Annotated in this window: 30 protein-coding genes and 2 tRNA genes; 10 read left to right on the top strand and 22 right to left on the bottom strand. The window is 71.1% G+C overall.

Annotation, left to right across the window (positions count from 1 at the left end; genetic code table 11):
• Positions 1-103: 103 nt before the first annotated feature.
• Genes JOD54_RS14195 through JOD54_RS14185 form a run of 3 tightly spaced genes read left to right on the top strand, consistent with a single transcriptional unit; the run spans position 104 to position 1,949 of the window.
• Complete coding sequence (locus tag JOD54_RS14195; RefSeq protein WP_204450985.1) at positions 104-493, top strand: OsmC family protein; 390 nt, start codon at positions 104-106, stop codon at positions 491-493.
• Positions 490-969: an NUDIX domain-containing protein gene (locus tag JOD54_RS14190; RefSeq protein WP_204450984.1), complete on the top strand. Its 480-nt coding sequence runs from the start codon at positions 490-492 to the stop codon at positions 967-969. Before JOD54_RS14195 ends, JOD54_RS14190 begins: the two co-directional genes overlap by 4 nt.
• The gene (locus tag JOD54_RS14185) at positions 966-1,949 is read left to right on the top strand and encodes a CobW family GTP-binding protein (RefSeq protein WP_239574536.1); all 984 of its coding nucleotides are present in this window, start codon (positions 966-968) and stop codon (positions 1,947-1,949) included. Before JOD54_RS14190 ends, JOD54_RS14185 begins: the two co-directional genes overlap by 4 nt.
• 49 nt (positions 1,950-1,998) lie before the next feature.
• On the opposite strand, the gene JOD54_RS14180 is transcribed toward JOD54_RS14185, so the two are convergent.
• Positions 1,999-4,116, bottom strand: coding sequence for a glycosyl hydrolase family 18 protein (locus JOD54_RS14180; protein ID WP_204450982.1), 2,118 nt, complete (start codon positions 4,114-4,116; stop codon positions 1,999-2,001).
• 397 nt (positions 4,117-4,513) lie between these two features.
• Here JOD54_RS14180 and JOD54_RS14175 point away from each other — a divergent pair, with 397 nt between their 5' ends.
• Complete coding sequence (locus tag JOD54_RS14175) at positions 4,514-4,924, top strand: VOC family protein (RefSeq protein ID WP_204450981.1); 411 nt, start codon at positions 4,514-4,516, stop codon at positions 4,922-4,924.
• A gap of 9 nt (positions 4,925-4,933) precedes the next feature.
• On the opposite strand, the gene JOD54_RS14170 is transcribed toward JOD54_RS14175, so the two are convergent.
• Both JOD54_RS14170 and JOD54_RS14165 read right to left on the bottom strand, forming a co-directional pair.
• Positions 4,934-5,007, bottom strand: a tRNA-Ile gene (locus tag JOD54_RS14170).
• Between the two features lie 125 nt (positions 5,008-5,132).
• Positions 5,133-5,208: transfer RNA gene (locus tag JOD54_RS14165), tRNA-Asn, on the bottom strand.
• Positions 5,209-5,354: 146 nt separating this feature from the next.
• Between JOD54_RS14165 and JOD54_RS14160 the strand changes: the two genes are divergently transcribed.
• Positions 5,355-5,519, top strand: coding sequence for a hypothetical protein (locus JOD54_RS14160; protein ID WP_204457029.1), 165 nt, complete (start codon positions 5,355-5,357; stop codon positions 5,517-5,519).
• A gap of 62 nt (positions 5,520-5,581) precedes the next feature.
• Here the strand turns inward: JOD54_RS14160 and JOD54_RS14155 are convergent, their stop codons facing one another.
• The 3 genes from JOD54_RS14155 to dnaG are packed head-to-tail and all read right to left on the bottom strand — an operon-like array spanning position 5,582 to position 8,831.
• Positions 5,582-6,346: a trans-aconitate 2-methyltransferase gene (locus JOD54_RS14155; protein ID WP_204450980.1), complete on the bottom strand. Its 765-nt coding sequence runs from the start codon at positions 6,344-6,346 to the stop codon at positions 5,582-5,584.
• A 54-nt stretch (positions 6,347-6,400) separates the two neighbouring features.
• Positions 6,401-6,928, bottom strand: coding sequence for a hypothetical protein (locus JOD54_RS14150; protein WP_204450979.1), 528 nt, complete (start codon positions 6,926-6,928; stop codon positions 6,401-6,403).
• 4 nt (positions 6,929-6,932) lie between these two features.
• Positions 6,933-8,831 carry a DNA primase gene (gene dnaG, locus JOD54_RS14145; RefSeq protein ID WP_204450978.1) on the bottom strand — a complete coding sequence of 633 codons (1,899 nt, stop codon included), beginning with the start codon at positions 8,829-8,831 and terminating at the stop codon, positions 6,933-6,935.
• Positions 8,832-8,910: 79 nt separating this feature from the next.
• On the opposite strand from dnaG, the gene JOD54_RS14140 reads away from it, so the two are divergent.
• Positions 8,911-9,831, top strand: coding sequence for a sigma-70 family RNA polymerase sigma factor (locus tag JOD54_RS14140; RefSeq protein ID WP_204450977.1), 921 nt, complete (start codon positions 8,911-8,913; stop codon positions 9,829-9,831).
• 18 nt (positions 9,832-9,849) lie between these two features.
• On the opposite strand, the gene JOD54_RS14135 is transcribed toward JOD54_RS14140, so the two are convergent.
• The 4 genes from JOD54_RS14135 to JOD54_RS14120 form a co-directional block, all read right to left on the bottom strand.
• Positions 9,850-10,416: a carboxymuconolactone decarboxylase family protein gene (locus tag JOD54_RS14135; RefSeq protein ID WP_204450976.1), complete on the bottom strand. Its 567-nt coding sequence runs from the start codon at positions 10,414-10,416 to the stop codon at positions 9,850-9,852.
• Between the two features lie 483 nt (positions 10,417-10,899).
• Entirely contained in the window at positions 10,900-11,979 is a 1,080-nt protein-coding gene (locus JOD54_RS14130) for a serpin family protein (RefSeq protein WP_204450975.1), read from the bottom strand.
• Positions 11,980-12,051: 72 nt separating this feature from the next.
• Positions 12,052-13,350 (bottom strand): deoxyguanosinetriphosphate triphosphohydrolase, encoded by a 1,299-nt coding sequence (locus JOD54_RS14125; RefSeq protein WP_204450974.1) that lies wholly within the window; start codon positions 13,348-13,350, stop codon positions 12,052-12,054.
• A gap of 18 nt (positions 13,351-13,368) precedes the next feature.
• On the bottom strand, positions 13,369-14,025 hold the full coding sequence (locus tag JOD54_RS14120) for a YdcF family protein (protein ID WP_204450973.1): 657 nt from the start codon (positions 14,023-14,025) through the stop codon (positions 13,369-13,371).
• A 163-nt stretch (positions 14,026-14,188) separates the two neighbouring features.
• Between JOD54_RS14120 and JOD54_RS14115 the strand changes: the two genes are divergently transcribed.
• Positions 14,189-15,001: a hypothetical protein gene (locus tag JOD54_RS14115; RefSeq protein ID WP_204450972.1), complete on the top strand. Its 813-nt coding sequence runs from the start codon at positions 14,189-14,191 to the stop codon at positions 14,999-15,001.
• A gap of 30 nt (positions 15,002-15,031) precedes the next feature.
• Here the strand turns inward: JOD54_RS14115 and JOD54_RS14110 are convergent, their stop codons facing one another.
• Both JOD54_RS14110 and JOD54_RS14105 read right to left on the bottom strand, forming a co-directional pair.
• Complete coding sequence (locus JOD54_RS14110) at positions 15,032-16,417, bottom strand: glycine--tRNA ligase (protein WP_204450971.1); 1,386 nt, start codon at positions 16,415-16,417, stop codon at positions 15,032-15,034.
• An 85-nt stretch (positions 16,418-16,502) separates the two neighbouring features.
• Positions 16,503-16,940, bottom strand: a complete 438-nt coding sequence (locus JOD54_RS14105) for an antibiotic biosynthesis monooxygenase family protein (RefSeq protein WP_307860017.1) — start codon at positions 16,938-16,940, stop codon at positions 16,503-16,505.
• An 83-nt stretch (positions 16,941-17,023) separates the two neighbouring features.
• On the opposite strand from JOD54_RS14105, the gene JOD54_RS14100 reads away from it, so the two are divergent.
• From JOD54_RS14100 to JOD54_RS14090, 3 genes are all read left to right on the top strand, one after another.
• Entirely contained in the window at positions 17,024-17,278 is a 255-nt protein-coding gene (locus JOD54_RS14100; RefSeq protein ID WP_204456270.1) for a DUF6703 family protein, read from the top strand.
• 90 nt (positions 17,279-17,368) lie between these two features.
• Positions 17,369-17,761 (top strand): ArsR/SmtB family transcription factor, encoded by a 393-nt coding sequence (locus JOD54_RS14095; RefSeq protein ID WP_204450970.1) that lies wholly within the window; start codon positions 17,369-17,371, stop codon positions 17,759-17,761.
• Positions 17,758-18,171 carry a Fur family transcriptional regulator gene (locus JOD54_RS14090; RefSeq protein WP_204450969.1) on the top strand — a complete coding sequence of 138 codons (414 nt, stop codon included), beginning with the start codon at positions 17,758-17,760 and terminating at the stop codon, positions 18,169-18,171. The genes JOD54_RS14095 and JOD54_RS14090 overlap by 4 nt, the downstream gene beginning before the upstream one ends.
• Here JOD54_RS14090 and JOD54_RS14085 read toward each other — a convergent pair.
• From JOD54_RS14085 to JOD54_RS14040, 10 genes are all read right to left on the bottom strand, one after another.
• Positions 18,168-18,998 (bottom strand): TIGR03943 family putative permease subunit, encoded by an 831-nt coding sequence (locus JOD54_RS14085; RefSeq protein ID WP_204450968.1) that lies wholly within the window; start codon positions 18,996-18,998, stop codon positions 18,168-18,170. The two genes, JOD54_RS14090 and JOD54_RS14085, sit on opposite strands and share 4 nt — an antisense overlap.
• On the bottom strand, positions 18,998-20,014 hold the full coding sequence (locus JOD54_RS14080; protein ID WP_204450967.1) for a permease: 1,017 nt from the start codon (positions 20,012-20,014) through the stop codon (positions 18,998-19,000). The genes JOD54_RS14085 and JOD54_RS14080 overlap by 1 nt, the downstream gene beginning before the upstream one ends.
• A 162-nt stretch (positions 20,015-20,176) precedes the next feature.
• Positions 20,177-20,614, bottom strand: a complete 438-nt coding sequence (locus JOD54_RS14075; RefSeq protein ID WP_204450966.1) for a hypothetical protein — start codon at positions 20,612-20,614, stop codon at positions 20,177-20,179.
• Positions 20,611-21,459, bottom strand: coding sequence for an isoprenyl transferase (locus JOD54_RS14070; RefSeq protein ID WP_204450965.1), 849 nt, complete (start codon positions 21,457-21,459; stop codon positions 20,611-20,613). The genes JOD54_RS14075 and JOD54_RS14070 overlap by 4 nt, the downstream gene beginning before the upstream one ends.
• Before the next feature lie 144 nt (positions 21,460-21,603).
• Positions 21,604-22,356: a DNA repair protein RecO gene (gene recO, locus JOD54_RS14065; protein WP_204450964.1), complete on the bottom strand. Its 753-nt coding sequence runs from the start codon at positions 22,354-22,356 to the stop codon at positions 21,604-21,606.
• Between the two features lie 10 nt (positions 22,357-22,366).
• Positions 22,367-22,651, bottom strand: coding sequence for a DUF2752 domain-containing protein (locus JOD54_RS14060; protein ID WP_204450963.1), 285 nt, complete (start codon positions 22,649-22,651; stop codon positions 22,367-22,369).
• A gap of 1 nt (position 22,652) precedes the next feature.
• Positions 22,653-23,561, bottom strand: coding sequence for a GTPase Era (era, locus tag JOD54_RS14055; RefSeq protein ID WP_204450962.1), 909 nt, complete (start codon positions 23,559-23,561; stop codon positions 22,653-22,655).
• 72 nt (positions 23,562-23,633) lie between these two features.
• Positions 23,634-23,963 (bottom strand): (2Fe-2S) ferredoxin domain-containing protein, encoded by a 330-nt coding sequence (locus JOD54_RS14050; protein ID WP_204450961.1) that lies wholly within the window; start codon positions 23,961-23,963, stop codon positions 23,634-23,636.
• Positions 23,960-24,295 carry a cytidine deaminase-like protein gene (locus tag JOD54_RS14045; protein WP_204450960.1) on the bottom strand — a complete coding sequence of 112 codons (336 nt, stop codon included), beginning with the start codon at positions 24,293-24,295 and terminating at the stop codon, positions 23,960-23,962. The genes JOD54_RS14050 and JOD54_RS14045 overlap by 4 nt, the downstream gene beginning before the upstream one ends.
• Entirely contained in the window at positions 24,288-25,640 is a 1,353-nt protein-coding gene (locus JOD54_RS14040; protein WP_204450959.1) for a hemolysin family protein, read from the bottom strand. The genes JOD54_RS14045 and JOD54_RS14040 overlap by 8 nt, the downstream gene beginning before the upstream one ends.
• Position 25,641: the final 1 nt, after the last annotated feature.

Below are 25,641 nucleotides of genomic sequence, written 5' to 3'. Positions count from 1 at the left end.
ATCCACAGGCCCCCACCCACGTCGTCCCCCCACCCCACCTCGCCATACTGTGGAATCCGGGGGCCCAGTGGATGATCTTGGGCCGTGGCGTGGGAGGGGAACTGTGACGACGATTCGTACTGAGCGGACTGGGGTGCACGTGTTCACCGCCGTCAATGATCGGGGGGCTTCGGTGGAGGTGGGGCGGGCTGGGCAGGAGGGGGTGTTCAGTCCGGTGGAGTTGTTGCTGGCCGCCGCCGCGGGGTGTGTTGGGATCACGGCTGAGGAGTTGGTGATGCGGCGGACGGGGGTGGCTCCCAAGGTTGAGGCCACCGATGTGCGGCCCGCGGGGGCGCACCAGCTCGACGGGGTGCGGATTGAGGTGGACCTGGGTGGGGTGGACGAGGCCACTCGGGCTGAGGTGGTGGCTGTGGTGAACCGGGCCGTGGCGGCTTTGTGCACGGTGACGCGGACTTTGAAGCGGTCGACGGCGGTTGAGATGGGTGTGGGATGACGCGGAACTCGCACTGTTCCTTTTGTGGCAACCGATACCCCGATGGCCTTCCCTGGCCTCGGCGGTGCGCGAGCTGCGGGCAAACGTCCTATCTCAACCCGGTTCCGGTCGCTGTACTGCTGCTGCCGGTCGATGACGGCCTCCTGGTGGTGCGCCGGGACATCGAGCCGAAGGAATTGGCTCTGCCGGGCGGTTTCATCGACCACGGCGAGTCGTGGCAGGCGGCCGCGGCGCGGGAAGCGAAGGAGGAGGCCGGGGTCGGTGTCGACCCGGACGGGATCACCTTGTTCGACGTGTTAAGCGCACCCGACGGAACTCTGCTCGTCTTCGGTTTGGCCCCCGCCACAACCGAAGCGGCGCTGCCGCCGTCCGCACCGACCGACGAGACAACCGGCTGGGAGCTGGTGCACGCTCCTGTCCAACTCGCGTTCCCCTTGCACACCAAGGTTGTGCGGGCCTACTTCGACAGGATCTGAGCACAGTGGACATCCCGGTTCTCGTGGTCGCGGGCTTCCTCGGCGCGGGCAAGACCACCCTGCTCAACCACCTGCTGCACACCGCGTCCGGCCTGCGCGTCGGGGTGATCGTCAACGACTTCGGCAAGGTCAACATCGACGCGCTGACCGTCGCCGCGCAGGTCGACTCGATGGTGTCGCTGGGCAACGGCTGCCTGTGCTGCGCGGTCGACCCGGAAGAGCTCGACGCGATGCTCGAGCGGCTCGCGCGCCCGGACGGGCCGGTTGACGTGATCGTGATCGAGGCGAGCGGGCTGGCCGAGCCTCCCGCCATGGTCAAGATGGTGCTGGCCAGCGCGAACCCGCACATCCGCTACGGCGGGCTGGTCGAGGTCGTCGACGCCGCCGAGTTCACCGGGACGCGGCGGGCCCACCCGAGGCTGGACCTGCACCTGCGGCAGGCAGACCTGGTCCTGCTCAACAAGGCCGACCGCGCCGAACCCGGTGTGCTCGACCTGGTGCGGGAGCTGGCCGAGGGCACGCCCGTGGTGCCGACCGAGTACGGCAGGGTCGACCCGGCGCTGCTGTTCGACCCGGTCGACCGACCCGACCCGGTGCAGCGGCAGCTGTCCTTCGAGGACCTCGTCGAGCACGAGCAGCACCTGCACGCGGGCTACACCAGCGTCGAGTTCGGCCACGACACCCCGCTGCACCCGCTGCGGTTCGCCCGGTTCCTCACCGATCGGCCCGCCGGGCTGTACCGGATGAAGGGCTTCGCCTGGTTCGCGGGCGCCGACGAACCGCTCGGCGTGCAGACCGTCGGCTCATCGGTCTGGGTGACGCCAGCCCCGGACGCCGCGCGCCGCACCGACCTGGTGATGATCGGCGCAGACCTGGCCGCCGAGGCCATCACGACGCAGCTCGCCGCCGCCGTGGTCACCGAGGACGACGCCGTGGACCCGCTGGACCTGCTGTCGATCACCCGCTACCAGAGCCGGTAACGCGACCGCGGCGGACACCCGGAGGTGCCCGCCGCGGTCGGAGTGCCGACTACCGGCGCTTGGTGATGGCGCGGGCGACGCTGCCCTGGCTGACGGTGACGTCATCGGCGAAGACGGTGCCGAGGCCGTACCAGCCGTGGACGTACACGGTCACCGCACCGCTGGCGCCCGTGGTGATCGGCAGCGACAGCTCCTGCCAGTCCGCCGAGGAGGCCCAGGTGCTGGCCGTGGCGCCACCGCGGACACCGATGAAGGCGTAGGTGCCCTTCACCCAGGCGCGCAGGGTGTAGGCGGTGTTGGGCTGCAGGGTCAGCGCCTGCGAGGCCTCACCGGTGCTGGAGTTGGTCGCGGCGACCGAGAGCGCGTAGGTGCCGCCGTGGGCGCCGGAGCCGACGACCGAGGTGCCCGAGAGCGCGGTCCACGGGGCCAGCGAGCCGGTTTCGAAGTCACCGTTGACGACCGGGCCGGTCGGCGGGGTGCCGGTCTTGACCGTCACCGAGAAGCTGGCGCTGTGCTTGCCGGAGGCCGCGGAGCCGCCGACCCAGAACTCGTAGGTGCCCGCCGTGGCGTTGGCGGCCGCCGTGATGGTGATGGTGGCGCTGCCGCCCGCGGTCACCGTGGTCGGGCTGATGGTGAAGCCCGCGCCGCCCTGCGGCTTGGAGCCGCTGAGCGTGATGGTCTGCGGGGAGCCGACAGCGGTGGTGGTGAGCGTGGTGGTCGCCGTCTTGCCCGCGTCGACGGTGATCGTCGACGGGTTCACCGCGAGGCCGAAGTCGTTGCCCGGCTGGGTGCCGTTGACGGTGACCGCGACGGTGGCGCTGTGGCTGCCGGAGGCGGCGCTACCGGTGACGGTGAACTGGTAGGTGCCGGGGGTGGCGTTCGCGGCGGCGGTGAAGGTGACCGTGGCCGAGCCGCCCGCGGTGACGCTGCCGGGGTTGACCGCGGCGGTGACCCCGCCCTGCGCCGAACCGGAGGTCAGCGTGACGGTCTGCGCGGTGCCGGTGGTGACGGCGGTGCTGACGGTGGAGGTGGCGGACTTGCCCGGGTCCAGGCTGACCGCGGCGGGGTTCACCGACACGGAGAAGTCGTCGGACGGGTTCTGGGAACCACCGGTGAACGGCGCGAACGTCTTGCTGAAGTAGTAGAGGTCCTGCGCGATGCCGGAGCAGTCGTCGCGGGCGGTGCCGCCGGGGCAGTTGCCGTTGTCGCGCTGCAGGGCCCAGAACGACAGGGTGTTGATGCCCTTCTGCAGCGCCCAGTTGTAGACGGTCACGGCGTTGGCGGTGGTGAAGGTCTCCGCGGGGCCGAAGTCGTCGACGCCGATCATCTCGGTCACGCCGACCATGCCCCACAGCTGCGCCTGGGTCTTGCTCGGGTACAGCTGGGCGAGGGTGTTGACCAGGCCCTGGGCCGCGGTCTTGGTGTCCTCGGCCATGTTGTGCGTACCGGCGTTGTCGTAGTAGTCGAACGTCATGATGTTGACGACGTCGACCTCGGCGTTGTTCTGCACGGCGTTGCGCAGCAGCGCGATGCCGTTCTGCGCCAAGCCGGTCGTGGTGGTGGGCAGGGTGTAGGAAAACTGGATCTGCCTGCCGTTGGCCTTGGCCCAGTCCTTGGTGAGCTTGACGGCCTTGTTGCGCCGGTCGACGCCCGCGGTGTTGTCCAGCGCGTCGATCTCGATGTCGAGGTCGATGCGGCTGATGTCGTAGGTGGTGATCAGCCGCTGGTACTCCGCGGCGATCTTGTTGACGTCGGTGCAGCTGTCGGCGAGCTCGGTGCCGGTGGTGTCGGCGGTGTAGCCGCCGAAGGACGGGATGACGTCACCGCCCGCGGCCTGGATCTGCTTGATCTGCGCGCCGAAGGTCTGCTGCCCGATGGGCATGCTGGTGTCACCGTTCCACAGCGCGGTGCACGAGCCGGGGCTGGCGGTCTGCAGGAAGGCCATGGTCAGGTACTTGGCGCCGGACGCGGCCGAGAGGGTGGCCGGGTTCTCGCCGGTCCACGCCTCGAAGTAGGGCGCGAACACCCTGGGCGGCAACGGCTTGGCGGCCACGGTGGTCGGGCTCGGCGCGGCCTGCGCCGAGTTGGTCGCCAGGGAGATGCCGACGACGGAGGCCGCCGCGGCCGCGGTGGCGAGCAGGGCGGTGAGTGGTCTGGACAGCCGCATGGTTCGCGCTCCAGTGCAGGGTGGGGGACGCGGCGCGGGGTGGACATCCCCGTGCCGCGGTCGGTGCCCTCCAAAATTGGACTAGACCAAACTCGATGTCAAGAGTGGTGCGCTGGGTGGTCGAACCATTTCCGCACATCCGGCGCCAATACCCACCAAGCGGGCATTTCCCCTGTTCCACCAATGGGAATTCACAGTCTCAAGTAGACATTTGACGAGTCCGGCCGCGCGCCGTCAAATCGCCGCCACCGCCATTCCTGTGTGGACTCAGCGTGACCGGTGGTCCGGTGTACCGATCGGTAGGTCGCGCCTCGGGCGAACGGCCGGTTCCCGCGTTGTCGCACCCGTGCTGATCTGCGAGGATCCGCATGACCTGTAGTCCGAACGGAGGACAGCGATGAGTTCTCGGCTCAACCCCTACCTGAACTTCCCCGGCACCGCCCGCGCGGCGCTGGAGTTCTACCACGGCGTCTTCGGCGGCACCCTGCGCGTCAACACCTTCGGCGAGTTCGGCTCCCCGGACCCCGACCTGGCCGACAAGATCATGCACGGGCAGTTGGAGACCGACCAGGGCTACACCATCATGGCCGCGGACTTCCCGCCCGGGATGGACAACGACCCCGGCAACAACATCACCCTGAGCCTCAGCGGCGACGACGCCGACCTGCTGCGCGGCTACTGGGACAAGCTCACCGCCGACGGCACCGTCGACACCCCGCTGGAGAAGCAGATGTGGGGCGACGAGTTCGGGTCATTCAGCGACCGGTTCGGCATCAACTGGCTGATCAACATCGGTCAGCAGTCCTGACGCGCGGAGTGGGGCGGGTGGGGCTCGAACCCACGGCCAAGGGATTATGAGTCCCCTGCTCTGACCAACTGAGCTACCGCCCCCAGCGCGTTGGATCTTACCCACCGTGTCCGCGCACCGGACACTCCAGGGATTCTCTTGATCAACTTTGGTCGGGAAGCCGCCAGCAATGCACAAAACCCCAGGTGATCTACCTGGGGTTTTGTGGTGGCTCCTCCAACTGGACTCGAACCAGTAACCCTTCGATTAACAGTCGAATGCTCTGCCAATTGAGCTATGGAGGACCGCTCGCCGAACCGGAGCCCGACGGGTGGTAACTCTAGCGCATCTCCGCCACCGGTTTCAGCGGGGGTACCCGATGGCGGCGCGGCGGCGCGGGCGCCCGTGCGGCAAGATGGGGTCGACGAAGACAGCCTCGGGAGGCGCGGTGGTGAGGTTCCTCGTTGGTGCGGCGGTCGGCTACGTCCTGGGCACCAAGGCCGGGCGGGGCCGGTACGAGCAGATCGTGCGCGCGTACCGGCGGATCGCCGACCACCCGGCCGTGCAGGGCGCGGCGGGGATCGCCCGGGCGAAGATCGAGGATCTCCGCCGCTAGGTCCACCTGGTCCGGTGACCCCCGTCCGGGGCCATCACCGCGACCCGGTCACCGCAGGCCGATCACCGAACGCGGGCGACGAAGAAGACCCGGCGGAACGGGAACCACGTGGTGCCGTCGGCGCGGCGCGGGTACGCCTCGGCCAGGCGCGGCGCGAGTTCGGCGCGGAAGGCCTGCCACTGGTCGTCGTCGAGCGCCGCGCGGATGGGCCGCAGCGCGGTGCCGCTGATCCACTCCAGCACGGCGTCCTGGCCGTCGAGGCGCTGCAGGTAGGTGGTCTCCCAGGCGTCGACATCGCAGCCCGCCGCGCACAGCAGTTCGGCGTAGCCGTCCGGGTTGAGCGTGGCGTCCTCCTCCCGCAGCCGCACCGGCTCCAACCGGTCGCGCCAGGCGGGTTCGGCGACCAGGTCGCGGATCAACTCGTGCGACGGGGCGGCGAAGTTGCCGGGGACCTGGACGCCGAGCCACGCGCCAGCGGGCAGCGCACCGGCCCACTTCGACAGCAGGGCCGGGTGCTCCGGGACCCACTGCAGCGCGGCGTTGCTGATCACCACGTCGGTCTGCTCGTCCGGCGACCAGTCCCGCAGGTCCGACTGGCTCGCCTCGACCCCGCGCGAGCGGGCGACCGCGACCATCTCGGCGGAGGTGTCGATGGCGGTCAGCCGCGCGTTCGGCCAGCGCTGCGCCATGGTGACGGTCAGGTTGCCCGGTCCGCAGCCCAGGTCGACCACCGACCGCGGCCCCTCCGCGCGCACCCTGGCCAGCAGGTCGAAGAAGGGGCGGGCCCGGTGGTCGCTGAAACTCAGGTACTTCGCGGGGTCCCACATCGGCGCCTCCAAATAAACCGTACGTACGTACTGTTTACCAGACTAGCGCGTCGCTCACCCCTCCGCGAGCCCTTCACCCATCCGCCGGGCGACCTCTTGGGCGATTTCGCGGACCAGGTCCACATCGGTCCCCGGGTCCGGGCGGACCTGCAGCACGGTGCCGTCGCGGCCGGGGACCTTGCGCTGGACGAACCACGCTCCCCCGTCCGGCAGGTCGCGGCGGTGCCTGGTGCGGATCGAGCCGGTCACCCTGCGCTGGACGGCCTGCGGCAGCTTGCCCGGCCGCTCGACCACGAACCGCAGCGGCGCGCGGTCGGCGAGCAGCACGGCCTCGCCCGCCCGCTCGACCTCCTCGGCCTCGGTGATCACGAAGACGCCGCTGGCCCAGGTCGCCTTGGACACCAGGTGCCACCCGATGCGGCGGGGGCCGTCGTCGGTGGGCACCCACAGGCCAAGGGAGCTCGCCAGGAGCACGCCACCGCCGCGTTCGGGCGCCCAGGCGGCCACGGCCTCCTCGCGCTCCAACGTCCCGGTGAAGTCCTTGGGGACCCCGCCGAACAGCCTGCCAAGCAGTCCGCTCACCGCCTCACTCCATGCTGCCCTGCGCCTGCTTGCCCAGCGCCTTGTGCCACTCCTCCATTGCTACCAGATCCCCCCACAACTCCCGGACCTCTTCGGCGTGCTCCAGCGGCGAGAGCCGCTGCAACCGGGACTTGATGTCGGCGACCTGGCGGCCGACCTGCTCCTTCTGCAGCGCGGCGAGGATGGCCAAGGCGTAGCGCTCGGCGGCGGCGTTCTTCCTCGGCAGCGGCATCGGCTCGACCGCGAGCTCGCTGACCAGCCTGCGCACCGTGGGGGCGAGGTTCTTGCTGACCACTTCGAGCAGCTCGGCGCCGGTGAGGCCGCTGGCGGTGCCCCCAGCGTCGAGGACGGCGGTGTGCACGGCGACGTAGGCGGGGTGGGTGAACGCCGACAACGGCATCGAGTCGTACACCGGCCCGGCCAGCGCGGGCTCCTGCAGGGCCAGCTTGAGCACCTCGCGCTGGGCTTCGAGCTCGGGGTCGGTCGGGTTGGGCCGCGGCGGGCCGTCGACCTCGACGGCGAGGGCGCCCTGGTTCGGGTTGACCGCGCGGGAGCGACGCGCCGGGGCGACCCCGGCGGTCTCGCGGACCCGGCGGACCACGGTCTGCGCGTCGTCCCAGCCGACCCACCCGGTGAGCTGGCGGGCGTACTCGTCGCGCAGCGAGTGGTCCTTGATCCTGGCGACCAGCGGGACCGTGCGGCGCAGCGCCTCCACCCGCCCCTCGGCGGTGTCGAGGTCGAACTCGGCCAACTCCGCCTGGATGGCGAAGGTGAACAGCGGCCTGCGCCTGGCGACCAGGTCCTTGACCGCGACGTCGCCCTTGGCCTGGCGCAGGTCGCACGGGTCCATGCCGTCGGGGGCCACGGCGATGAAGGTCTGCGCGGTGAACTCCTGGTCGCCGTCGTCGAAGGCCTTGCGGGCGGCCTTCTGCCCGGCCTCGTCGCCGTCGAAGGTGAAGATCACCTCACCGCGGAAGGAGGCGTCGTCCATCAGCAGCCTGCGCAGCACCTTGATGTGGTCGACGCCGAACGCGGTGCCGCAGGAGGCGACCGCGGTGGGCACCCCGGCCGCGTGCATGGCCATGACGTCGGTGTAGCCCTCGACGACGACCACCTGGTGGCGCTTGGCGATCTCGCGCTTGGCCATGTCGAGGCCGAACAGGACGTGGGTCTTCTTGTAGATCGGGGTTTCCCGGGTGTTGAGGTACTTCGCCGCGATCTGGTCGTCGTCGAAGATCCGCCTGGCGCCGAAGCCGACCACATCCCCGCCGATGTCCTTGATCGGCCACAGCAGCCTGCGGTGGAACTGGTCGATCGGGCCCTGCCTGCCCTCCTTGACCAACCCACCCTTGATCAGCTCGGCCACCTCGAAGCCCCGGCCGAGCAGGTACTTGGTCAGCTTGTCCCAGCCCGCGGGCGCGAACCCGCAGCCGAACGTGGTCGCGGCGGTCTCGTCGAACCCGCGCTCGGCGAGGAACTCACGGGCCTTGAGCGCCTCGGGGGTGCGCAGTTGCTCCGCGTAGAACTCCTGCGCCGCCTTGTGCGCGTCGACCAGCCGCGAGCGGGTGCCCCGGTCGCGCTGGACGCTGGTGCCGCCGCCCTCGTAGGTCAACTGCAGGCCGACCCGCTCGGCGAGGCGCTCGACGGCCTCGACGAAGGTCAGGTGGTCGATCTTCATCACGAAGGCGATGACGTCGCCGCCCTCGCCGCAGCCGAAGCAGTGAAAGGTGCCGTGCGTGGAGCGCACGTTGAACGAGGGCGACTTCTCGTCGTGGAACGGGCACAACCCCTTGAGCGCGCCCGCGCCCGCCCGCCGGAGCTGGACGTACTCACCGACCACGTCATCGATCCGGCTGCGCTCGCGAACCTGCGCTATGTCGCTCTCCCGGATGCGTCCCGCCACGGTCGTCGAGTCTAGGCGCGCCCCCGCTGTGCGTCGCAGGTCACCCTGACGTGCGGTTCGACGTCACTACGATGACCGGGTGACCGTCAGCGACGACGCCTTGGCCCAGCGGTTCTCCGCGCACCGCGACCACCTCATGGGCGTGGCCTACCGCCTGACGGGCACCAGAGCCGACGCCGAGGACGCGATCCAGGACGCCTGGCTTCGACTGTCCACTGTGGAGGAATCGGAGATCCGCGACCTGCGGGCCTGGCTGACCACAGTGGTCGGCAGGCTCTGCCTGGACCGGCTGCGCTCGGCCACCGCCCGCCGCGAGCGCTACGTCGGCCCGTGGCTGCCGGAGCCCGTCGTGACCCCGCTCGGCGCACCGACCAGCGAGGACCCGCTGGAGGTCGCGGTGCGCGACGACGGCGTGCGGTTGGCGGCGTTGCTGGTGCTCGACAAGCTCAGCCCGGAGCAGCGCGTTGCCCTGGTGCTGCACGACGCGTTCGACCTGCCGTTCGCCGACATCGCGGCCACCCTCGGCTGCACCGAGGCCACCGCCCGCCAGCACGCCACCCGCGCCCGCAAGGCCGTCGCCAAGGCGGACCCGCCGCAGCGGGCGACCCTCGACGAGCAGCGCTCGCTCATCGAGCGCTTCATCACCGCGCTCTCGGCGGGCGACCTGTCGCAGGTCGTCGCCCTCCTGCACCCCACGGCCGTCCTGGTCGGCGACGGCGGCGGCAAGGCGCGCACCGCCCGCCAGCTCATCCTGGGACCCGACAAGATCGGCCGCTTCTTCCTCGGCCTGCTCCGCCAGTACGGCTCGGCGGCCCTGTCGGGCACCACCGTCCTGGTCAACGGCGACCTTGGCGTGCTCCTCCCACCGATCCCGGCGGGCACCGCGACCCGCGGCCGCGACCGCAGGGTCACCACCTTCGCCGTCCGCGACGGCCGCATCGCCGCCGTCTACGACATCGTCAACCCGGAGAAGCTGACCGCAGTCCGCGACCTCCCCTGACCCTGACCCTGGCCGCGGTCAGGGCTGGGGCACCCGGCACGCCTCGCCCGAGGTGAAGCCCTGGTCGGTGATGCCGAGGGCGTGGTTGGCCCTGGCGCGCTGGTTCTCCAACGCGATCTGGTAGGTCAGTTCGACAACCCCTTTCTCGCCGAAGGTCTCGCGCAACCGCTCGACCTGTTCATCGGTCACCGTCATCGGCATGCTCGTCATCGCGTCCGCGTAGGCGATCGCGAGCCGCTCCTGCACCGAGAACGCCGCAGCCGTCGCGTACTCGTCGATGTGCTTGAGCCGCTCGATGTCCAACCCGCCCAAGCGCTGCAACATGGTGCCGAAGTCCACGCACCACGAGCAGCCCACCTGCTGGGCGACCCGGTACACCGCCACCTCCCGGACGTTGGCGGGCAGGTCCTTGCACGCCCGCTCGACCGCCATCTCGTGCCTGGCCGACGCCATCATGACCTTGCGGTGGTGCGCCAACACGGTGAACGGCTCAGGCACCGCACCGAAGCGCCGCTTGGCGAACCAGTACAGGACACGCAGCACCGGGCCCGCCTCGCGGGTGCTGACTCCGGGGATCCGGGGCATGACGACCTCCTCCGCTCACTACCCCCGGTCGGGGGGCGTTCCACGGGGAGGACGGGACAGCGCCACAGGGTGTGACAGCACCATCCTGGGTCACATCGCGGACCTACGTCACAGCACCGCTCAGGCCACCACACAGCTCAGGCCACAGCACCGCCCGCGACCACACCGCCGCTCCCGGGACCGCGGCCACTCGGGACTCAAGCCACTCGGGACTCAGGCCACTCCGGCCCCGCAAGCAGCGCACCAGCGACAACCACCTCGGCCGCCCGACATCGGCGATGGCGCCATCACCCAGCCTTGGCTCGGCACGCGGTTGTGGAAGGCCACCGCGCCGACCGCACGCCGGTCGTGCGGCACCCGAGCGGCAACGGCGAGCCAGCAGCCCGGCCGACGTGCGCCCCAAGCGGGCTCACCCCGGCCGTGGCTCACCGCAGTCGCGCCCGAAAGTCGCACCGCGGCGAGGCGCGGTCGCCGGGGCGGCGGTCAGGAGGGGTCTGTGACGCGGGCCAGGAAGTACACCACCCCCGTTTCCCGGTGTCGCACCAGCAGCAGGAACGGTCGGTCGACCGTGATGTCCACCCGGTCCGTGGGCAACGCTGCGAGAGCCAGGGCGATCGCGGTGGCCGCGGCTCCCTCCAGGCCCTTCTCGTCCACCCGCAGGACCGACTCGTGTAAGACCGACTGGGCGTAGAGGGGGTCTTGGCTGATCCCGGACAGGTCTGCCTGGTCGGTGAACACCGTGGTCACGTCGAGGTTGATCAGCGCCTGGGTGAGTTCGACCTGGGTGGAGACGTCCAGTTTCGGCATCCGGAGGCCGACCTGGGTCCAGTCCATGGCCTCGAGCACGGCCTCAAGCGAGGCCGCGGTGAGCGCGGATTCGGCGGCGGCGAGGTCGCCGTCCGGCAGGAGGACGACCGCTTGCACGCCACCGAGAGCAGGCAGACCGACCGCCTGCCAGCCGTCACGCGCGGTGTAGAGGACGCGCTTGTCCACGAACATCGTCGGCACGTCCACGGGCCCCTGCACCCCGCTGAACCGCCCGGGGGCCTCGTCGGCGACGAACTCGCCTTCCCAGGACGTTTTGAGGTACAGGGCATTGACCAAAATGGACACTGTGTCGCTGCGGATCGCGTCCGGGGGCAGCAGTTCCGGGATGAGGCCCCTGGTGGTCTCGGCGACGTCGGTGTTGATCTGGTCGCGCGCTTTGGCGGGCTCGGCCTGGAACGGGGCGTTGCGCACCGAGCCGCCGGTGCTGGCCAACCGATCGGCGAACTCGGGTTCGACGCCGATCACCGCGTCGGCCCACAGCGTGTCGACCGAGGCGAGGACCGGCTCCGGCTGCTCCGCCCACACCTGGTCCAGGGTCGCGGCCGAGCCCAGCGCGGCGCCCAACTCGGGCAGGTCGCCGAGCAACGCCGTCAACTCTTCGCGGGTCTTGCCCCTGGCGCCTTCGGCGAGCAGGACCAGCGCGCTCGCCGCCGAGTACGGCGACCAGCACACCTGCTTGGTGGGGTCCGGGGCGAGGGCCCGGTGCAGGGCGAGGGTGAAATCCAGGTGCGACACTGCTGTTCTCCCGACTTGGTGTTCGTGGCTTTGTCCGGTGTCGTTTCAGCCGTTCGCACCGAGTGTGCCGGCTCAGCGGGAGTCGGCTCGGAAGTTGTCCACAGGCCCGGCCCCGACCAGTTCAGCGTGCCAACTGCCCGCCTGCGCGTCGGTCAGCGACGCGACTTGGTCGACGACCACGCGCAGTCGCCGGGAGTCATCGCTCGCGGCGTGCCAGGCGGGCTGGAAGGCGGGTTCCAGAGCGGCCGGGGCGCGGTCGGTGAGCACCGCGACCAGCTCGGTGACCACTTCGCGCTGGCGGGCCTGCAGCGCCAGCCTGTTCGGATCGCGCATCACGTAGATCACCGCCATGGCCTTGAGCAGTGCGACCTCGGCGGCGACCAGCGGCGGCACGACGAGGTCCGCCGCGTACCTGGTCAACCGGCCTGGCCCGTAGGTGGTTCGGGTGCCCGTGACCGCCGCGGCGGCGAACCTGCCGACCAGCTCGCTGGTCAGCCGCTTCAACGCCACTTGCGCGCCAAGAGAACCGTCGTACTCGTGGCCGACCAGGTCCGCGACGACCGGTAGTGCCAGCAGTCCGGACGCAGCCTCTTCCAGTAAGGACAAAGGTTCCGACGAGAAGTGCTTAGCAGCAAGTTCGGCCACTACGGCGCGATCAGTCGGATCTGCAAGAGCCGCCAAGGAGATCCGGCCTGACCGAACGCCATCCTCGACGTCGTGCACCGAGTACGCGACGTCGTCAGCCCAGTCCATCACCTGGGCCTCTAGGCACTGTCGATCGCCGGGTGCACCTACGCGCGCCCATAGGAAGACAGGCAAGTCGTCGTCATAAGAGCCGAACTTCACCTGCCCAGGGCGTCGCGGCCAGGGGTACTTCGTCGCGGCGTCAAGAGAAGCGCGGGCGAGGTTCAACCCGTGTGGGGCGCCGTCGTCACCTAGGACCTTGGGTTCGAGCCGGGTGAGGATGCGCAGGGTCTGGGCATTGCCCTCGAACCCGCCGCACGGCTGGGCGACCGCGTCCAGGGCTTGTTCCCCGTTGTGCCCGAACGGGGGATGCCCGATGTCGTGAGCCAACCCGGCGGTGTCGACGATGTCCGGATCGCACCCGAGTTCGTCGGCGATCCCCCGCCCGATCTGGGCGACCTCCAACGAGTGAGTCAGCCTGGTCCGCGGGATCCCGTGCACCTCGGACCCCTCGTGCGGGCCGACCACCTGGGTTTTGCCCGCGAGCCTGCGCAGAGCCGCCGAGTGCAGCACGCGCGCGCGGTCCCGGCTGAACGGACTCCGACTGGCAGGCAGCGAACCACCCCACACCGCGCCCTTGGGCGGCTCGGGGAAGAGGCGTTCACTGTCCTGTTCGGTGTACCCCACGGACCAAGACTACGTCCGTCAGCCCACTTCCTGGTCGATGGCGATGCCGTCGGCGGAGGCGTTGGTCGCGCGGTAGTAGAGCAGCGCGGCCGTCTCACGCAGGATGTAGCGGGCCTGGGTCTCGCGGGTCTGCACGATCGGACCGGAGTGCGTCGGCGAGGTCCAGGCGTCCAACCCGGCGTCCTCGGCCATGGTGCGGGCGCGCAGGGAGTGCCACGGGTCGCTGACGATCACGGCCGTCTCCCAGCCGCGGTCCTTCACCTCGACGGCGACGGCCTTGAGCGTGCCGAGGGTGTCGTTGCCCTCGCCGACGGTGATCACCCGGTCCTCGGGCACACCCCGGTCGACCAGCCAGCGGCGACCCGCTTCGGCCTCGGTGAACCGGTCGCCCGCGCGGCGGCCGCCGCCGGTGACGATGTACTCGGCCACGCCCTGCTCATACAGCGACTTGGCCTGGCGCAGGCGGGCCTCGAGGACCTTCGACGGCTTGCCCGCGTACTGGGCGGCACCGAGGACGACGACCACGTCGGCGCGGTCGCGGTCGTCGACGCGGGCGACCTGCCACACGCGAAACGCCGTCCCGCCCACGACGAGGAACCCCATGAGCACGAAGCCGACCAGCAGCCTGCGCAAGAACCTGCGGACCGGGTGGGGGTGGGGAGGCACGTGCGGCATCCTTCCAGAACGGGTGTACGGCGCCCCGGTACGGGCCCGCCAGACGCCCGGTGAGACGTTCACACCGGTCAGCGGGTTGCCGAGTTGTCCACAACGGGTCGAGTTGTCCACAACTCGCGGAGCCCCCTTTCGCCGCAGCCCACCCCGGGGTTACCTCGACAGCATGCGAACGAACCAGGCAACCCCCGAGATCATCCAGCTCACCGAATCCGGCCCCGGCAGGCTCAGCCGATTGCGCGCCGCACTGCGGGTCGCGCACCCCGACGCCGTGGTCACCGGCAGAGAAGCGTTGTGGCTCAACGGCATCGCGGTCGCGCCCCAGGGCACGGTGCACCTGGTGGTCCCGCTCAAGCGCCCGTCCCGTGCCGACGGGTCGGTGATCGTCGAACGCACACCGCACATGCCAGACCCCCTGTGGCGCCGGGGATTTCCCACCGCCGCACCGGCTCGGGCGGCGGTCGACGCCTGCCGCCGGGCCTCGACGGTCGACCAGGTGCGGGAGTTGGTCAGCGCCGCCGTGCACCGCGGCGGTGTGCGGATGGGCGAGCTGCACGCGGAGCTGGTCCACGCACCGAGCCGGGGAACAACGCTGCTGCGGCGAACCCTGGCCGAGATCGATCGGGGCGTCCGGGCCGTGTCGGCGCGGGCGGCCGCGGACCTGGTGGACCGGGCGGGGTTACCGCCGCCGAGGTGGACCGCCCGCCTGCGGACCACGGCGGACGTGCACCTCGCGGTGGTCGACGCGTGGTGGGACGAGGTCGCCCTGGCCTGGGACTGCGACCTGCACCAGCCGTGGGCGCCGCGCGCGGGCACCCCGGCCCTGGCCCGCGCCGCCCGCCTGACCGCCGTGGGGATCGTCCCCCTGCACACCGACCCGCTGCGGATCAGGGGCGACCAGAGCACCGTGATCACCGAACTCCGCGGCGCCTACCGCCTCGCCACGGCCCGCCCCCGACCGGAGGTGGTCATGGCCTGATGCCGCTTCGCGCGGGGTAACGACAGCACGTCAGCAGCCGACGAGGTGGCCTGCCAGGTAGGACTCCAGGTTGTCCAGGGAGATCCGGTTCTGGGACATGGTGTCGCGCTCGCGGACGGTCACGGCGTGGTCGTTGAGGGTGTCGAAGTCGACGGTGACGCAGAAGGGGGTGCCGATCTCGTCCTGGCGGCGGTAGCGGCGGCCGATGGCTCCCGCGTCGTCGAAGTCGACGTTCCAGTGCTTGCGGAGGGCGGCGGCGACGTCGCGGGCCTTGGGTGAGAGGTCGGCGTTGCGGGACAAGGGGAGCACGGCGACCTTGACCGGGGCCAGGCGGCGGTCCAGGCGCAGGACCACGCGCTTGTCCACGCCGCCCTTGGCGTTGGGGGCCTCGTCTTCGACGTAGGCGTCGAGGAGGAAGGCCATCATCGGCCTGCCCACGCCCGCCGCGGGCTCGATCACGAAGGGGCGGTAGCGCGAGTTGGTGGCCTGGTCGAAGTAGGACAGGTCCACACCGGAGTGGTTGGAGTGCGTCGTCAGGTCGAAGTCGGTGCGGTTGGCGATGCCCTCCAGCTCGCCCCACTCCTGGCCGCCGAACTGGAAGCGGTACTCGATGTCGACCGTGCGCTTCGAGTAGTGCGACAGCTTCTCGGCCGGGTGCTCGTAGACGCGCAGGTTGTCCTTGGCGATGCCCAGGTCGGTGTACCAGCGGGTGCGCTCGTCGATCCAGTACTGGTGCCACTCGTCGTCGGTGCCCGGCTCGACGAAGAACTCCAGTTCCATCTGCTCGAACTCGCGGGTGCGGAAGATGAAGTTGCCCGGCGTGATCTCGTTGCGGAACGACTTGCCGATCTGGCCGATGCCGAACGGCGGCTTGCGGCGGGAGGTGGTCTGCACGTTCAGGAAGTTGACGAAGATGCCCTGCGCGGTCTCGGGGCGCAGGTAGTGCATGCCCTCGTCGGACTCCACCGGGCCGAGGTGGGTCTTGAGCATCATGTTGAACTCGCGCGGGGCGGTGTACTGGCCGCGGGTGCCGCAGTTGGGGCACGGCACGTCGGAGACGTCGTTCTCGGCGACGGTCTTGCCGGTGCGGGCCGCGTACTCCTCGGCGAGCTGGTCGGCGCGGAAGCGCTTGTGGCAGGAGGTGCACTCGACGAGCGGGTCGTGGAAGGCGGTCACGTGGCCGGAGGCCGCCCAGACCTGGCGGGGCAGGATCACCGACGAGTCGAGGCCGACGACGTCGTCGCGGCCCTGGACCACGCTGCGCCACCACAGGCGCTTGATGTTGTCCTTGAGCTCCACGCCGAGGGGGCCGTAGTCCCAGGCCGACCGCGTACCGCCGTAGATCTCCCCGCTCGGGTAGACGAAGCCACGGCGCTTGCAGAGGCTGACGACGGTCTCGATCCGGTCGGCTGGCACGCGACCCCTCCTGGCGGGAACTCAAGGGCGAGGCAACCAGCGTAGTCCGCGGGCCCGCCTGCTCCGTCCGGGGGACCGGGGGCGGTCAGCGGGCGGTCGCCGGGCCCGATGCCTCGCCGAGTCGGACGGTGCCGGCGTCGGCGGCCAGGAGGCTGGTGTGGTGGCGGACCTCGCCGGGCGCGGCTTCGAGGACGACCTCGTAGGCGGCGGGTTCGGTGGTGTCGGCCTCGGCGAGCAGCGGGATGACGTGGGTGCGCACGTCGAACGGGGACAGCGCCCTGCGGTAGGCCGACACCGAGGCGAACTCGACGGTCAGGACCCAGAGGTCGGCGGTGTCGGTCGACCGGGCGAGCAGACCGCGCAGGCAGCCGGGTTGGGCCAAGAGGAGCTCCAGGGCCTGCTTGGCGCGCGCGGTGAAGGGCTCCGCGTCGGCGGTCGTGAACTTGGCGATCAGCAGCACGGGCAGGACCTTCCCCGGTGGCGGAGCGAAGTGGTGGTCGGGCGAACCGGAGGATAGAGACACCGGGCGCGGGTGCCGGTGATCGGTGCGAGGATGCTGGGCCTGGGTCCAGGTGATCGGGAGGCGACGTGGGGCGGCCGCGGTCGATGAAGGCGCCATTGCTCACTGGGAACGGGCCGCTGGCGAAGGTGCCGCCTGCGGTGGCGTTCCTGCTGGTTGTCGGCCTGTTCGTCGGCGGGGTGCTGACCAAGGGGCCGCTGGGTGCGGCGCTGCTGGGGCTGATCGCCGTCGGGGTGGTCGTGCTGCTGGCGGCGACGTGGCGGGTGCTGGCGCCCGGGCAGCGGTTCGGCCGGGTACTGCTGCTGGCGTTGGTGGTGGTTATCGCGGTATCGGTGCTGTGAGGTCGCCGCCAACAGGGGTGGGAGCGCCTAAGATGAACACGGTAACCATCACCCCGTCGGCCGCCTGCCTCCGGGAAGAGGAGAGGACCGATGTCGACCGTGACCTCGGAAGCCGCGTCCCAGGCTCTGCGGGCAGCCGCTGAGCAGCACGACCACTCCGCCGACCGGCCCGCGGTCGACCCGGCGCACCGCCGGTCCGCGATCACCCTCGGCGCCGCCGGGGACCTGCTGCGCGCGCTCGCCGCGCCGGTGCGCATCGCCATCGTGCTGGAGCTGCGGGCCGCCGACCGCTGCGTGCACGAACTGGTCGACGCCCTCGGGGTGGCGCAGCCGCTGATCAGCCAGCACCTGCGGGTGCTCAAGTCCGCCGGTGTGGTCTACGGGGAGCGGCACGGCCGGGAAGTGGTCTACCGCCTCGTGGACGAACACCTGTCGCATATCGTCGTTGACGCAGTTGCCCACGTGGAGGAAGGCGACCGGTGACGACGGACCGAACATCGGCGACCGTGCCAGGCAGGCGCTCGACCCGCCAGCGCACGGCCGTCGCCCACCTGCTCGACCAGCTCGACGACTTCCGCTCCGCCCAGGAGCTGCACGAGGAACTGCGCAAGCGCGGCGAGGGCATCGGGTTGACCACGGTCTACCGGACGCTGCAGTCGCTGGCCGACGCGGGCGAGATCGACGTCCTGCGCACCGACTCCGGCGAGGCCATCTACCGGCGCTGCTCCAGCCACCACCACCATCACCTGGTCTGCCGCGCGTGCGGGCACACCGTCGAGGTCGAGGGCCCCGCCGTCGAGCGCTGGGCGGAGAAGGTGGCCGCGGAGAACGGGTTCTCCCAGGTCAGCCACACCGTGGAGATCTTCGGCACCTGCGCCACCTGCGCCCCCTAGCCCTCGTACGGGTTCTCGGGCTGCGGGATCTGCGTGGTCGAGGACACCGCCAGCGTGGGGATGTAGTCGTTGTCCTTGGTGGCGGACCCGGGTTCGAGCCTGCCAACTACCTGCAGCCAGGTGTCGTTCGCCAACCCCGCCGTGCCCGCCCCGACCAGCTTCACCTTCACCGGGAACGCGTCGGCGGCGCAGCAGGCGATCGACAGGCGAGCCAGGTAGACGTCCTCGGCCTGGGCTACGACGAAGCCGGAGAGCTGCACGTCGCGGTCTTTGAGCGAGTTCAGGCTGTCCCAGGCGGCGCGGGCGGCGAACTCGCTCATCGCGACGGGGACCGGGCTGCCCGCGGGCAGCGGGGAGAACTCGGCCATGCCGTCGGTGCCTGCGGCGCGGCTGGCGGCGGCCCGGTTGTCGCCGCGCAGCACCGAGTCGGCGCCGAGCGCGGGCGGGGCGATGAGGAAGATCGCCAGCACCGGCAGGAGCAGCAGCCAGGCGCTGCGCGCCGGGTGGTGGTGCTCCCCAGCGGTGTGCCCGTCGGCTCCGTGGTCGTGGGCGGCGTGGTCGTGGGCGGCGTGGTCGTGGTCAGCGTGGTCGTCAGGTGTGTCGCCACCAGCGGCACGGCTCTCGACGGCGACGGGCTCGGCGGGGGTCCGGCGGACCAGGTCGCGGGCGATGGAGACCACGGCGAGGGCCACCATCACGGCGCCGCCGCCGATGAGCCAGAACTGGTGCGCCGGCTTGACGTACTGCAGGTACGCCCCGGTGAAGCTGATCTTGAGCAGGGCGCCGCCGACCAGCACGAGCAGGATGTTCTGGGTTTCCCGCCGCATCACGCGCCCCCGAGGAAGATCAGGCCGGACAGCACGGCGCACGCGGTGGCCACGACCAGTGTCGCCGGGCCGAACCGGATCGCGAACGCCCGGCCGAAGGTGCCCGCCTGCAGGGCGAACAGCTTGACGTCGATGGCCGGGCCGACCACCAGGAAGACCAGCTTGGGCAGCAGCGGCATGCCCGAGATCGAGGCCGCGACGAACGCGTCCGCCTCGCTGCACAGGGCCAGCACCACGGCCAGCAGCGCCATCACGATCACGCCGACGACGATCTGCTCGCCGAGGGTGTCGACCCACGAGCGCGGGATGACCACGTTGAGCACGGCGGCGGTGAGCCCGCCCAGCACCAGGAACCCGCCCGCGTCGACCAGGTCGGCGCGCGAGGTCTCGAAGAACAACCGCCACCGGGAGCGCCCGTCGGGCTCCGGCAGCCTGCGCAGCGCCCGCTCGATGATCCACTCGGCCTTGCCGAACCTGGCCCACAGCCAGCCCATGGCGATGGCCGTGGCCAGGGACCCGACCAGCCGCGCGGCGACCATGCCCGGGTTGTTCGGGAAGGCGACGTTGGTGGCGACCAGCACCACCGGATTCACCGCGGGGGCGGCGAGCAGGAAGGCCAGGGCGACCGAGGTGGGCACGCCCTGCTGCATCAACCGCCTGGCCACCGGGACGGCCGCGCACTCGCAGGTCGGCAGGGCCACCCCGGCCACACCCGCGACCGGTACGGCGAGCGCCTGCCGCTTGGGCAGCAGCCGGTTGAGCGCGGAGGCGGGGACGAACGCGGCGATGGCCCCGCTGATCAGGACCCCGAGCACCAGGAACGGCAGCGCCTGGACGCAGACCGCGACGAAGATCGTCGCCCCGGTCTGGATCGCGGGCACGTCGAGCCAGTCGACCAGCGTGCTCTGGGCGAGCAGGGCGGCGACCAGCACCACGCACAGCACCTCGAGCGAGGTCACCCGGCGCTTGGGTTCGGGTTTGACCTCGTCCGGCTCGGCCTCGACCTGGGTGCTCATCGCGCTCCTCCCCCGACCAGCGGTGGGAGGTCCATCAAGCCACAGATCGGCGCGCCGGTGGGCCGGTCGCGCCCGGAATCAGCCTCCCGGGCGACGGCGACCGAGAGTGACCGGGCGAGCCGTGGCGGTTGTCTCACCCGGCGAATGATGCCGGCTCGACGATCAGTTGCCAGCCCCCGGGGTTGAACTGTGTTCAGCGGCTTTTCCCAGCAGTTCCGCGCGCAACTGGGAAGCGGTGGAGACCACCAGCATGAGCAGGGTGCCCAGCGCGGGCAGCGCGAGGCCGCCCGCGGGGAAGGCGTAGCGCAGCGTCACGTCCATCCCGCGTTCGGTGTGCACGACGCCGAGGGTGCCGAACAGGCCCTGGCCCGCGCGCTCGGCGGCCGACACGGCCAGGTTCGGGTCCTCCGGCAGGTCCCAGGCCACCACGCAGGTGAGGCTGAGCACGGTGAGGCCCTCGGCCAGCTGCATCGCCTGCACCGCGCAGGGGACGTCGCCGTGCCGGAAGGTCAGCGCGCCGTCGTCGTCGGCGCGCACGTCGTGGTAGCTCTCCAGCGCCGCGCGGGCCTGGCCGATCAGGTCGACGGCCTCGGTGCTCATGCGGTTCCCTTCCCCTCGGCGAGTATGGCGGCGACCTCGGCGGAGTCGGCGGCGGCGCCGAACCGGCGGTCGCGCCTGGCGTAGGTCTCCACCGCGTCCCACAGGTGCAGCCGGTCGAAATCGGGCCACAGGTGGTCCTGGAAGACCAGCTCCGCGTAGGCGGACTGCCAGAGCATGAAGTTGGACGTGCGCTGCTCGCCGGAGGGCCGGATGAACAGGTCGACGTCGGGCATCTCGGGTTGGTACAGGTACTTGGCCAGGGTCCGCTCGTCGACCTTGTCCGGGTTGATCTTGCCTGCGGCGGCCAGCCTGGCGATCTCGCGGGCGGCGTCGCCGATCTCGGCCCGGCCGCCGTAGTTGATGCACATCGCCAGGTTGAGCACCGTGTTGTCCTTGGTGCGCTCCTCGGCGACCTCGAGCTCCTTGATGACGCTGCGCCACAACCTCGGCCGCCGCCCCGCCCAGCGGACCCGAACCCCGAGCTCGTCGAGCTCGTCGGTGCGGTCGCGGATGACGTCGCGGGAGAAGCCCATCAGGAAGCGGACCTCCTCGGGGCTGCGCCGCCAGTTCTCGGTGGAGAAGGCATAAAGCGACAGCCACCGCACGCCGATGTCGATGCAGCCCTTGGCCACCTCGACGACCTGGGCCTCGCCGCGCTTGTGCCCCTCGACGCGGGTGAGTCCGCGCTGGTTGGCCCACCGGCCGTTGCCGTCCATCACGATCGCGACGTGCCGGGGCACGAACTCCAGCGGGATGGCGGGCGGACGGGCCCCCGACGGATGCGGGTCCGGTGGCGCCACCGGCCGACCGGCCGCGCCCCTGCTGGTCCCCCGCCGTCGCAGCATCGCCCCACACACCTCCACCGGATCCGGTCCAAGCCGGTCGGAAATGCTACCGGGGCGCCCGACCGCCCCCGCGCCGACCAGGGAAGTCTACAAAGGATTCGCGTTCGTCCGCCGCTCAGGGGACCTACACCGCGACGTTGACCGTCACAGCGATCTGGGGCTCGGGGGGCGGCGCTCGACCAGGGGCAGGGAGCGCAGCTGGCGTTCCAGGTGCCACTGCAGCAGCGCCGCCACCAACCCGCTCGCCTCGCGGCGGGCGGAGTCGGTCGAGTCCTCCGCGGTGTCCCAGCGGCCGTTGGCCAGGGCGTCCATCAGGTCGAGGACCTCCAGGGGCGGGCTGGCCGACCCCGCGGGCTTGCAGTTGGGGCAGACAGACCCTCCCGCGTGGACGTTGAAGGCGCGGTGCGGTCCCGGTTCGCCGCAGCGGGCGCACTCGGTGATGGCGGGTGACCAGCCCGCGAAAGCCATGGCGCGCAACAGGAACGCGTCGAGCACCAGCGAGGCGTCCCTGTGCCCGTCGGCCAGCGCCCGCAGCGCGCCCGCGACGAGCAGGTACAGCCGCAGGACCGGCTCGCCCTCCTCGGCGGACATCCGGTCGGCGGTTTCCAGCACCGCGCAGCCCGCGGTGTAGCGCTGGTAGTCGCCGACGATGCCCGCACCGAAGGCGTCGATGGTCTGCACCTGGGTGATCACGTCCAGTGTGCGGCCGGTGTAGAACTGCACGTCGACGTGGGCGAACGGCTCGACGCGGGCGCCGAGGCGGGAGGTGGTGCGACGCACGCCCTTGGCGACGGCGCGGACCTTGCCGTGCTTCTGGGTGATCAGCGTGATGATCCGGTCCGCCTCGCCGAGCTTCTGCACGCGCAGCACTACACCGGTGTCGCGGTACAGGCTCACCGGCCCATTCTCACACGTACAACCCGGTGCCCGGCACGTTGCGCACCACGAACCACAGCGCGAGCACGACCAGGGCCGTGTTCCGCGCCCAACGCAGGTCCAGCCAGCTCTTGGCGCGCGCGAGCTTCGCCACGGCCACCCACGCGAACAACACCAGGAACACCAGCAGCACCGCGTTGTAGTGCACCGCGTCGGCGAACCGGCCCTCGAACAGGCTCACGACCATGCGGGTACCGCCGCAGCCGGGGCAGCACAGGCCGGTCAGCGCCTTGATCGGGCAGACCGGCCAGCCCACGTCAGAACCCGAGGCGGCGCAGCTGCTTGGGGTCGCGCTGCCAGTCCTTGGCGACCTTCACGTGCAGGTCCAGGTACACCCGGGTGCCGAGCAGGACCTCGATCTGGCGGCGCGCGGTCGAGCCGACGTGCTTGAGCCGCTCGCCGCGGTGACCGAGCACGATGCCCTTCTGGCTGGCCCGCTCCACGTACAGCAGCGCGTGCACGTCGACCATGTCGTCGCGGCCCTCGCGGGGGACCATCTCCTCGATGGTGACCGCGATGGAGTGCGGCAGCTCGTCGCGCACGCCCTCCAGGGCGGCCTCGCGGATCAGCTCGGCCACCAGGGTGGTCTCCGGCTCGTCGGTCAGCTCGCCGCCGGGGTAGAGCTGCGGGCCCTCGGGCAGCCGGGCGACCAGCAGGTCGGCGAGGGTGGCCACCTGGAAGCCGTCGACCGCCGACACCGGCACCAGCTCGGCGAACTCCATCACCTCCTGCAGCGCGAGCAGCTGCTCGCCGACCTGGTCGGGCGACACCAGGTCGGTCTTGGTGACGATCCCGATCACCGGCGTGCGCTTGGCGACCTTGGTCAGCTCGGCGGCGATGAACCGGTCTCCCGGCCCCACCTTCTGGTCGGCGGGCACGCAGAACCCGACCACGTCGACCTCCGACCACGTCTCCCGGACGATGTCGTTGAGCCGCTGGCCCAGCAGCGTGCGCGGCCGGTGCAGACCGGGGGTGTCCACGATCACCAACTGCGCGTCGTCGCGGTGCACGATGCCGCGGATGGCGTGCCTGGTGGTCTGCGGCTTGCTCGAGGTGATGGCGACCTTGGTGCCCACCAGCGCGTTGGTCAACGTCGACTTGCCCGCGTTGGGCCTGCCGACGAAGCAGGCGAAACCGGAACGATGGCCCTGGGCGGTGCTTGTCACCAAGTCATTGTGCCCTTGCCGCCCCCGACGGGCTGACGCGGTGCGGCTCGGGTGTGCCGTGGCACGCGTGGGCTACTTGCCGCGGGGTGGGCTGACGCGGTTGAGGGTGAGGGTGGCGGGGAGGTCGGTGGTGGGGCCACCGGCGGTGAGCCAGGTGTCGATGTCGTCCAGGACGGCGTCGTCGAGGACGAAGCCGAACCAGATGGGTTTGGTGCCTTTCGCCTGCACCACAACGACGTTCGAGGTTTCGCAGGTGTCCAGGCACTCGGAGACCCGGATGGCGCCGCCGTGGCGGGCGGCGATCTCGCGTAACCGGGCCAACTGGCGGCCGTGGTCCACGGTGGGGTGTTTGCGGAGGGTTCCGCAGCAGCAGTCCCGGCAGACCGTCAGCAGGACGCTCACGTGAGGACGTCGACGACGGTGCCCGAGGCGTCGGCGCGCAGGACGGGGGCGTCCGCGGTGAGGTCGCGCACAGCGGCGAGCGAGTCGGCGTCGACCTCGCCCGCGTCGGTCACCACGGCGGCGGCTTCGAGGCCCTCCGCGCCGCTGGAGACCGCGGCGGCCACGGCGGCCTGCAGGGCGGTCAGGCGCAGCGAGGGCAGCGCGACGGTCGCGGCGGCGTAGGTGCGGCCGTCGGTGTCGCGGACGGCGGCCCCCTCGGCGGCGCCGGTGCGGGCCCGGCTGGACCGGGCGAGCGTGACGATCTTGGCGTCCTCCTGGTCGAGCTCAGCCACGCTCACCGCTCCTCTCCCACTGCTGCTCGTCGACCGGGGCCTGCTCGGCCCCGGCCCCCTCGTCGGCGGTCTCGGCCCGCTCGACCGGGCGCACCACGACCGAGGTGATCCGCACCCGGCCCCGGTTGTCCTTGCCGCCCTCGGCCCGGAACCGTAGCCCGGTGATCTCCGCCTCGGCGCCGGGAAGTGGCACACGTCCCAACCGCTGGGCGAGCAGACCGCCGACGGTCTCCACGTCCTGGCCCTCCAGGCGCAGCCCGAACAGGGCGCCGAGGTCCTCGACCGGCAGCCGGGAGCTGACCCGCACGGCGCCGTCGTCGAGGTGCTCGACCGGGGGCCGCTCGTCGGTGTCGGACTCGTCGGTGATCTCCCCGACGATCTCCTCCAGGATGTCCTCGATGGTGAGCAGGCCCGCGGTGCCGCCGTACTCGTCGACGGCGATGGCGATGTGGTTCTTGGACACCTGCATCTCGCGCAGCAGGTCGTCGAGCCGCTTGGTGTCGGGCACGAACACCGCCGCGCCCATCACCTCGGCCACCGGGACCAGCCGGTCGCCCGCCTCCAGGGTGGCGCGCACGAGGTCCTTGAGGTTGACCACGCCCACCACGTCGTCGACGCTCTCGCCGATCACCGGGATGCGGGTGTAGCCGGTGCGCAGCGACAGCGCGAGCGCCTGGCGCCCGGTCTTGGTCTGCTCGATCCACACCATCTCGGTGCGCGGCACCATGACCTCGCGGGCGATCGTGCCGCGCAGCTCGAACACGGAGTGGATCATCTCGCGCTCGTCGGCGTCGACCACGCCGCGCTCCTGGGCCAGGTCGACCAGTTCGCGCAGCTCCACCTCGGAGGAGAACGGCCCTTCCCGGAAGCCCTTGCCGGGGGTGATGGCGTTGCCGACGAGGATCAGGAAGCGCGAGAGCGGGCCCAGCACGGACCCGAGCACCCGCACCGGCCCGGCGGCGATGAGCCCCACGCCGTACGGGTGTTGGCGTCCGATGGTGCGCGGACCGACCCCGACCAGCACGTAGGACACCACGATCATGCCGACGGCGGCGACCAGCCCGGCCACCCACCCGGGGCTGATCGAACGGGCGCAGACGAAGGTGACCATCACCGTCGCGGCCAGTTCGCAGCCCAGCCGCAGCAGGAGCAGCAGGTTGATGTGCCTCGGCCGCTCGGCGACCACGGCGAGCAGCTGCTTGGCCCCCGCCCGACCCGACCGCACGAGGCCTTCGACGCGGGCGGTGGACACCGCCGACAGCGACGCGTCCGCCGCGGCGAAGCAGCCCGCGGCCAGGACCAGCAGGACGGCGATGACCAGGAGACCGGCTGAGTCGGCGGACACC

The organism is Actinokineospora baliensis, from assembly GCF_016907695.1.
Lineage (GTDB): Bacteria > Actinomycetota > Actinomycetes > Mycobacteriales > Pseudonocardiaceae > Actinokineospora > Actinokineospora baliensis.
Note: the sequence above shows the minus strand (reverse complement) of the source record. Positions and strands in the feature narration are given on the sequence as shown.

Coding starts and splice junctions, on each gene's coding strand:
- JOD54_RS14115 (WP_204450972.1), top strand. CDS start 14,189: ATGCGAACGAACCAGGCAACCCCCGAGATCATCCAGCTCACCGAATCC.
- JOD54_RS14180 (WP_204450982.1), bottom strand. CDS start 4,116: ATGCGGCTGTCCAGACCACTCACCGCCCTGCTCGCCACCGCGGCCGCG.
- JOD54_RS14095 (WP_204450970.1), top strand. CDS start 17,369: ATGTCGACCGTGACCTCGGAAGCCGCGTCCCAGGCTCTGCGGGCAGCC.
- JOD54_RS14070 (WP_204450965.1), bottom strand. CDS start 21,459: ATGCTGCGACGGCGGGGGACCAGCAGGGGCGCGGCCGGTCGGCCGGTG.
- JOD54_RS14080 (WP_204450967.1), bottom strand. CDS start 20,014: ATGAGCACCCAGGTCGAGGCCGAGCCGGACGAGGTCAAACCCGAACCC.
- JOD54_RS14155 (WP_204450980.1), bottom strand. CDS start 6,346: ATGTGGGACCCCGCGAAGTACCTGAGTTTCAGCGACCACCGGGCCCGC.
- JOD54_RS14135 (WP_204450976.1), bottom strand. CDS start 10,416: ATGCCCCGGATCCCCGGAGTCAGCACCCGCGAGGCGGGCCCGGTGCTG.
- JOD54_RS14085 (WP_204450968.1), bottom strand. CDS start 18,998: ATGCGGCGGGAAACCCAGAACATCCTGCTCGTGCTGGTCGGCGGCGCC.
- JOD54_RS14075 (WP_204450966.1), bottom strand. CDS start 20,614: ATGAGCACCGAGGCCGTCGACCTGATCGGCCAGGCCCGCGCGGCGCTG.
- JOD54_RS14175 (WP_204450981.1), top strand. CDS start 4,514: ATGAGTTCTCGGCTCAACCCCTACCTGAACTTCCCCGGCACCGCCCGC.
- JOD54_RS14100 (WP_204456270.1), top strand. CDS start 17,024: ATGAAGGCGCCATTGCTCACTGGGAACGGGCCGCTGGCGAAGGTGCCG.
- JOD54_RS14190 (WP_204450984.1), top strand. CDS start 490: ATGACGCGGAACTCGCACTGTTCCTTTTGTGGCAACCGATACCCCGAT.
- JOD54_RS14120 (WP_204450973.1), bottom strand. CDS start 14,025: ATGCCGCACGTGCCTCCCCACCCCCACCCGGTCCGCAGGTTCTTGCGC.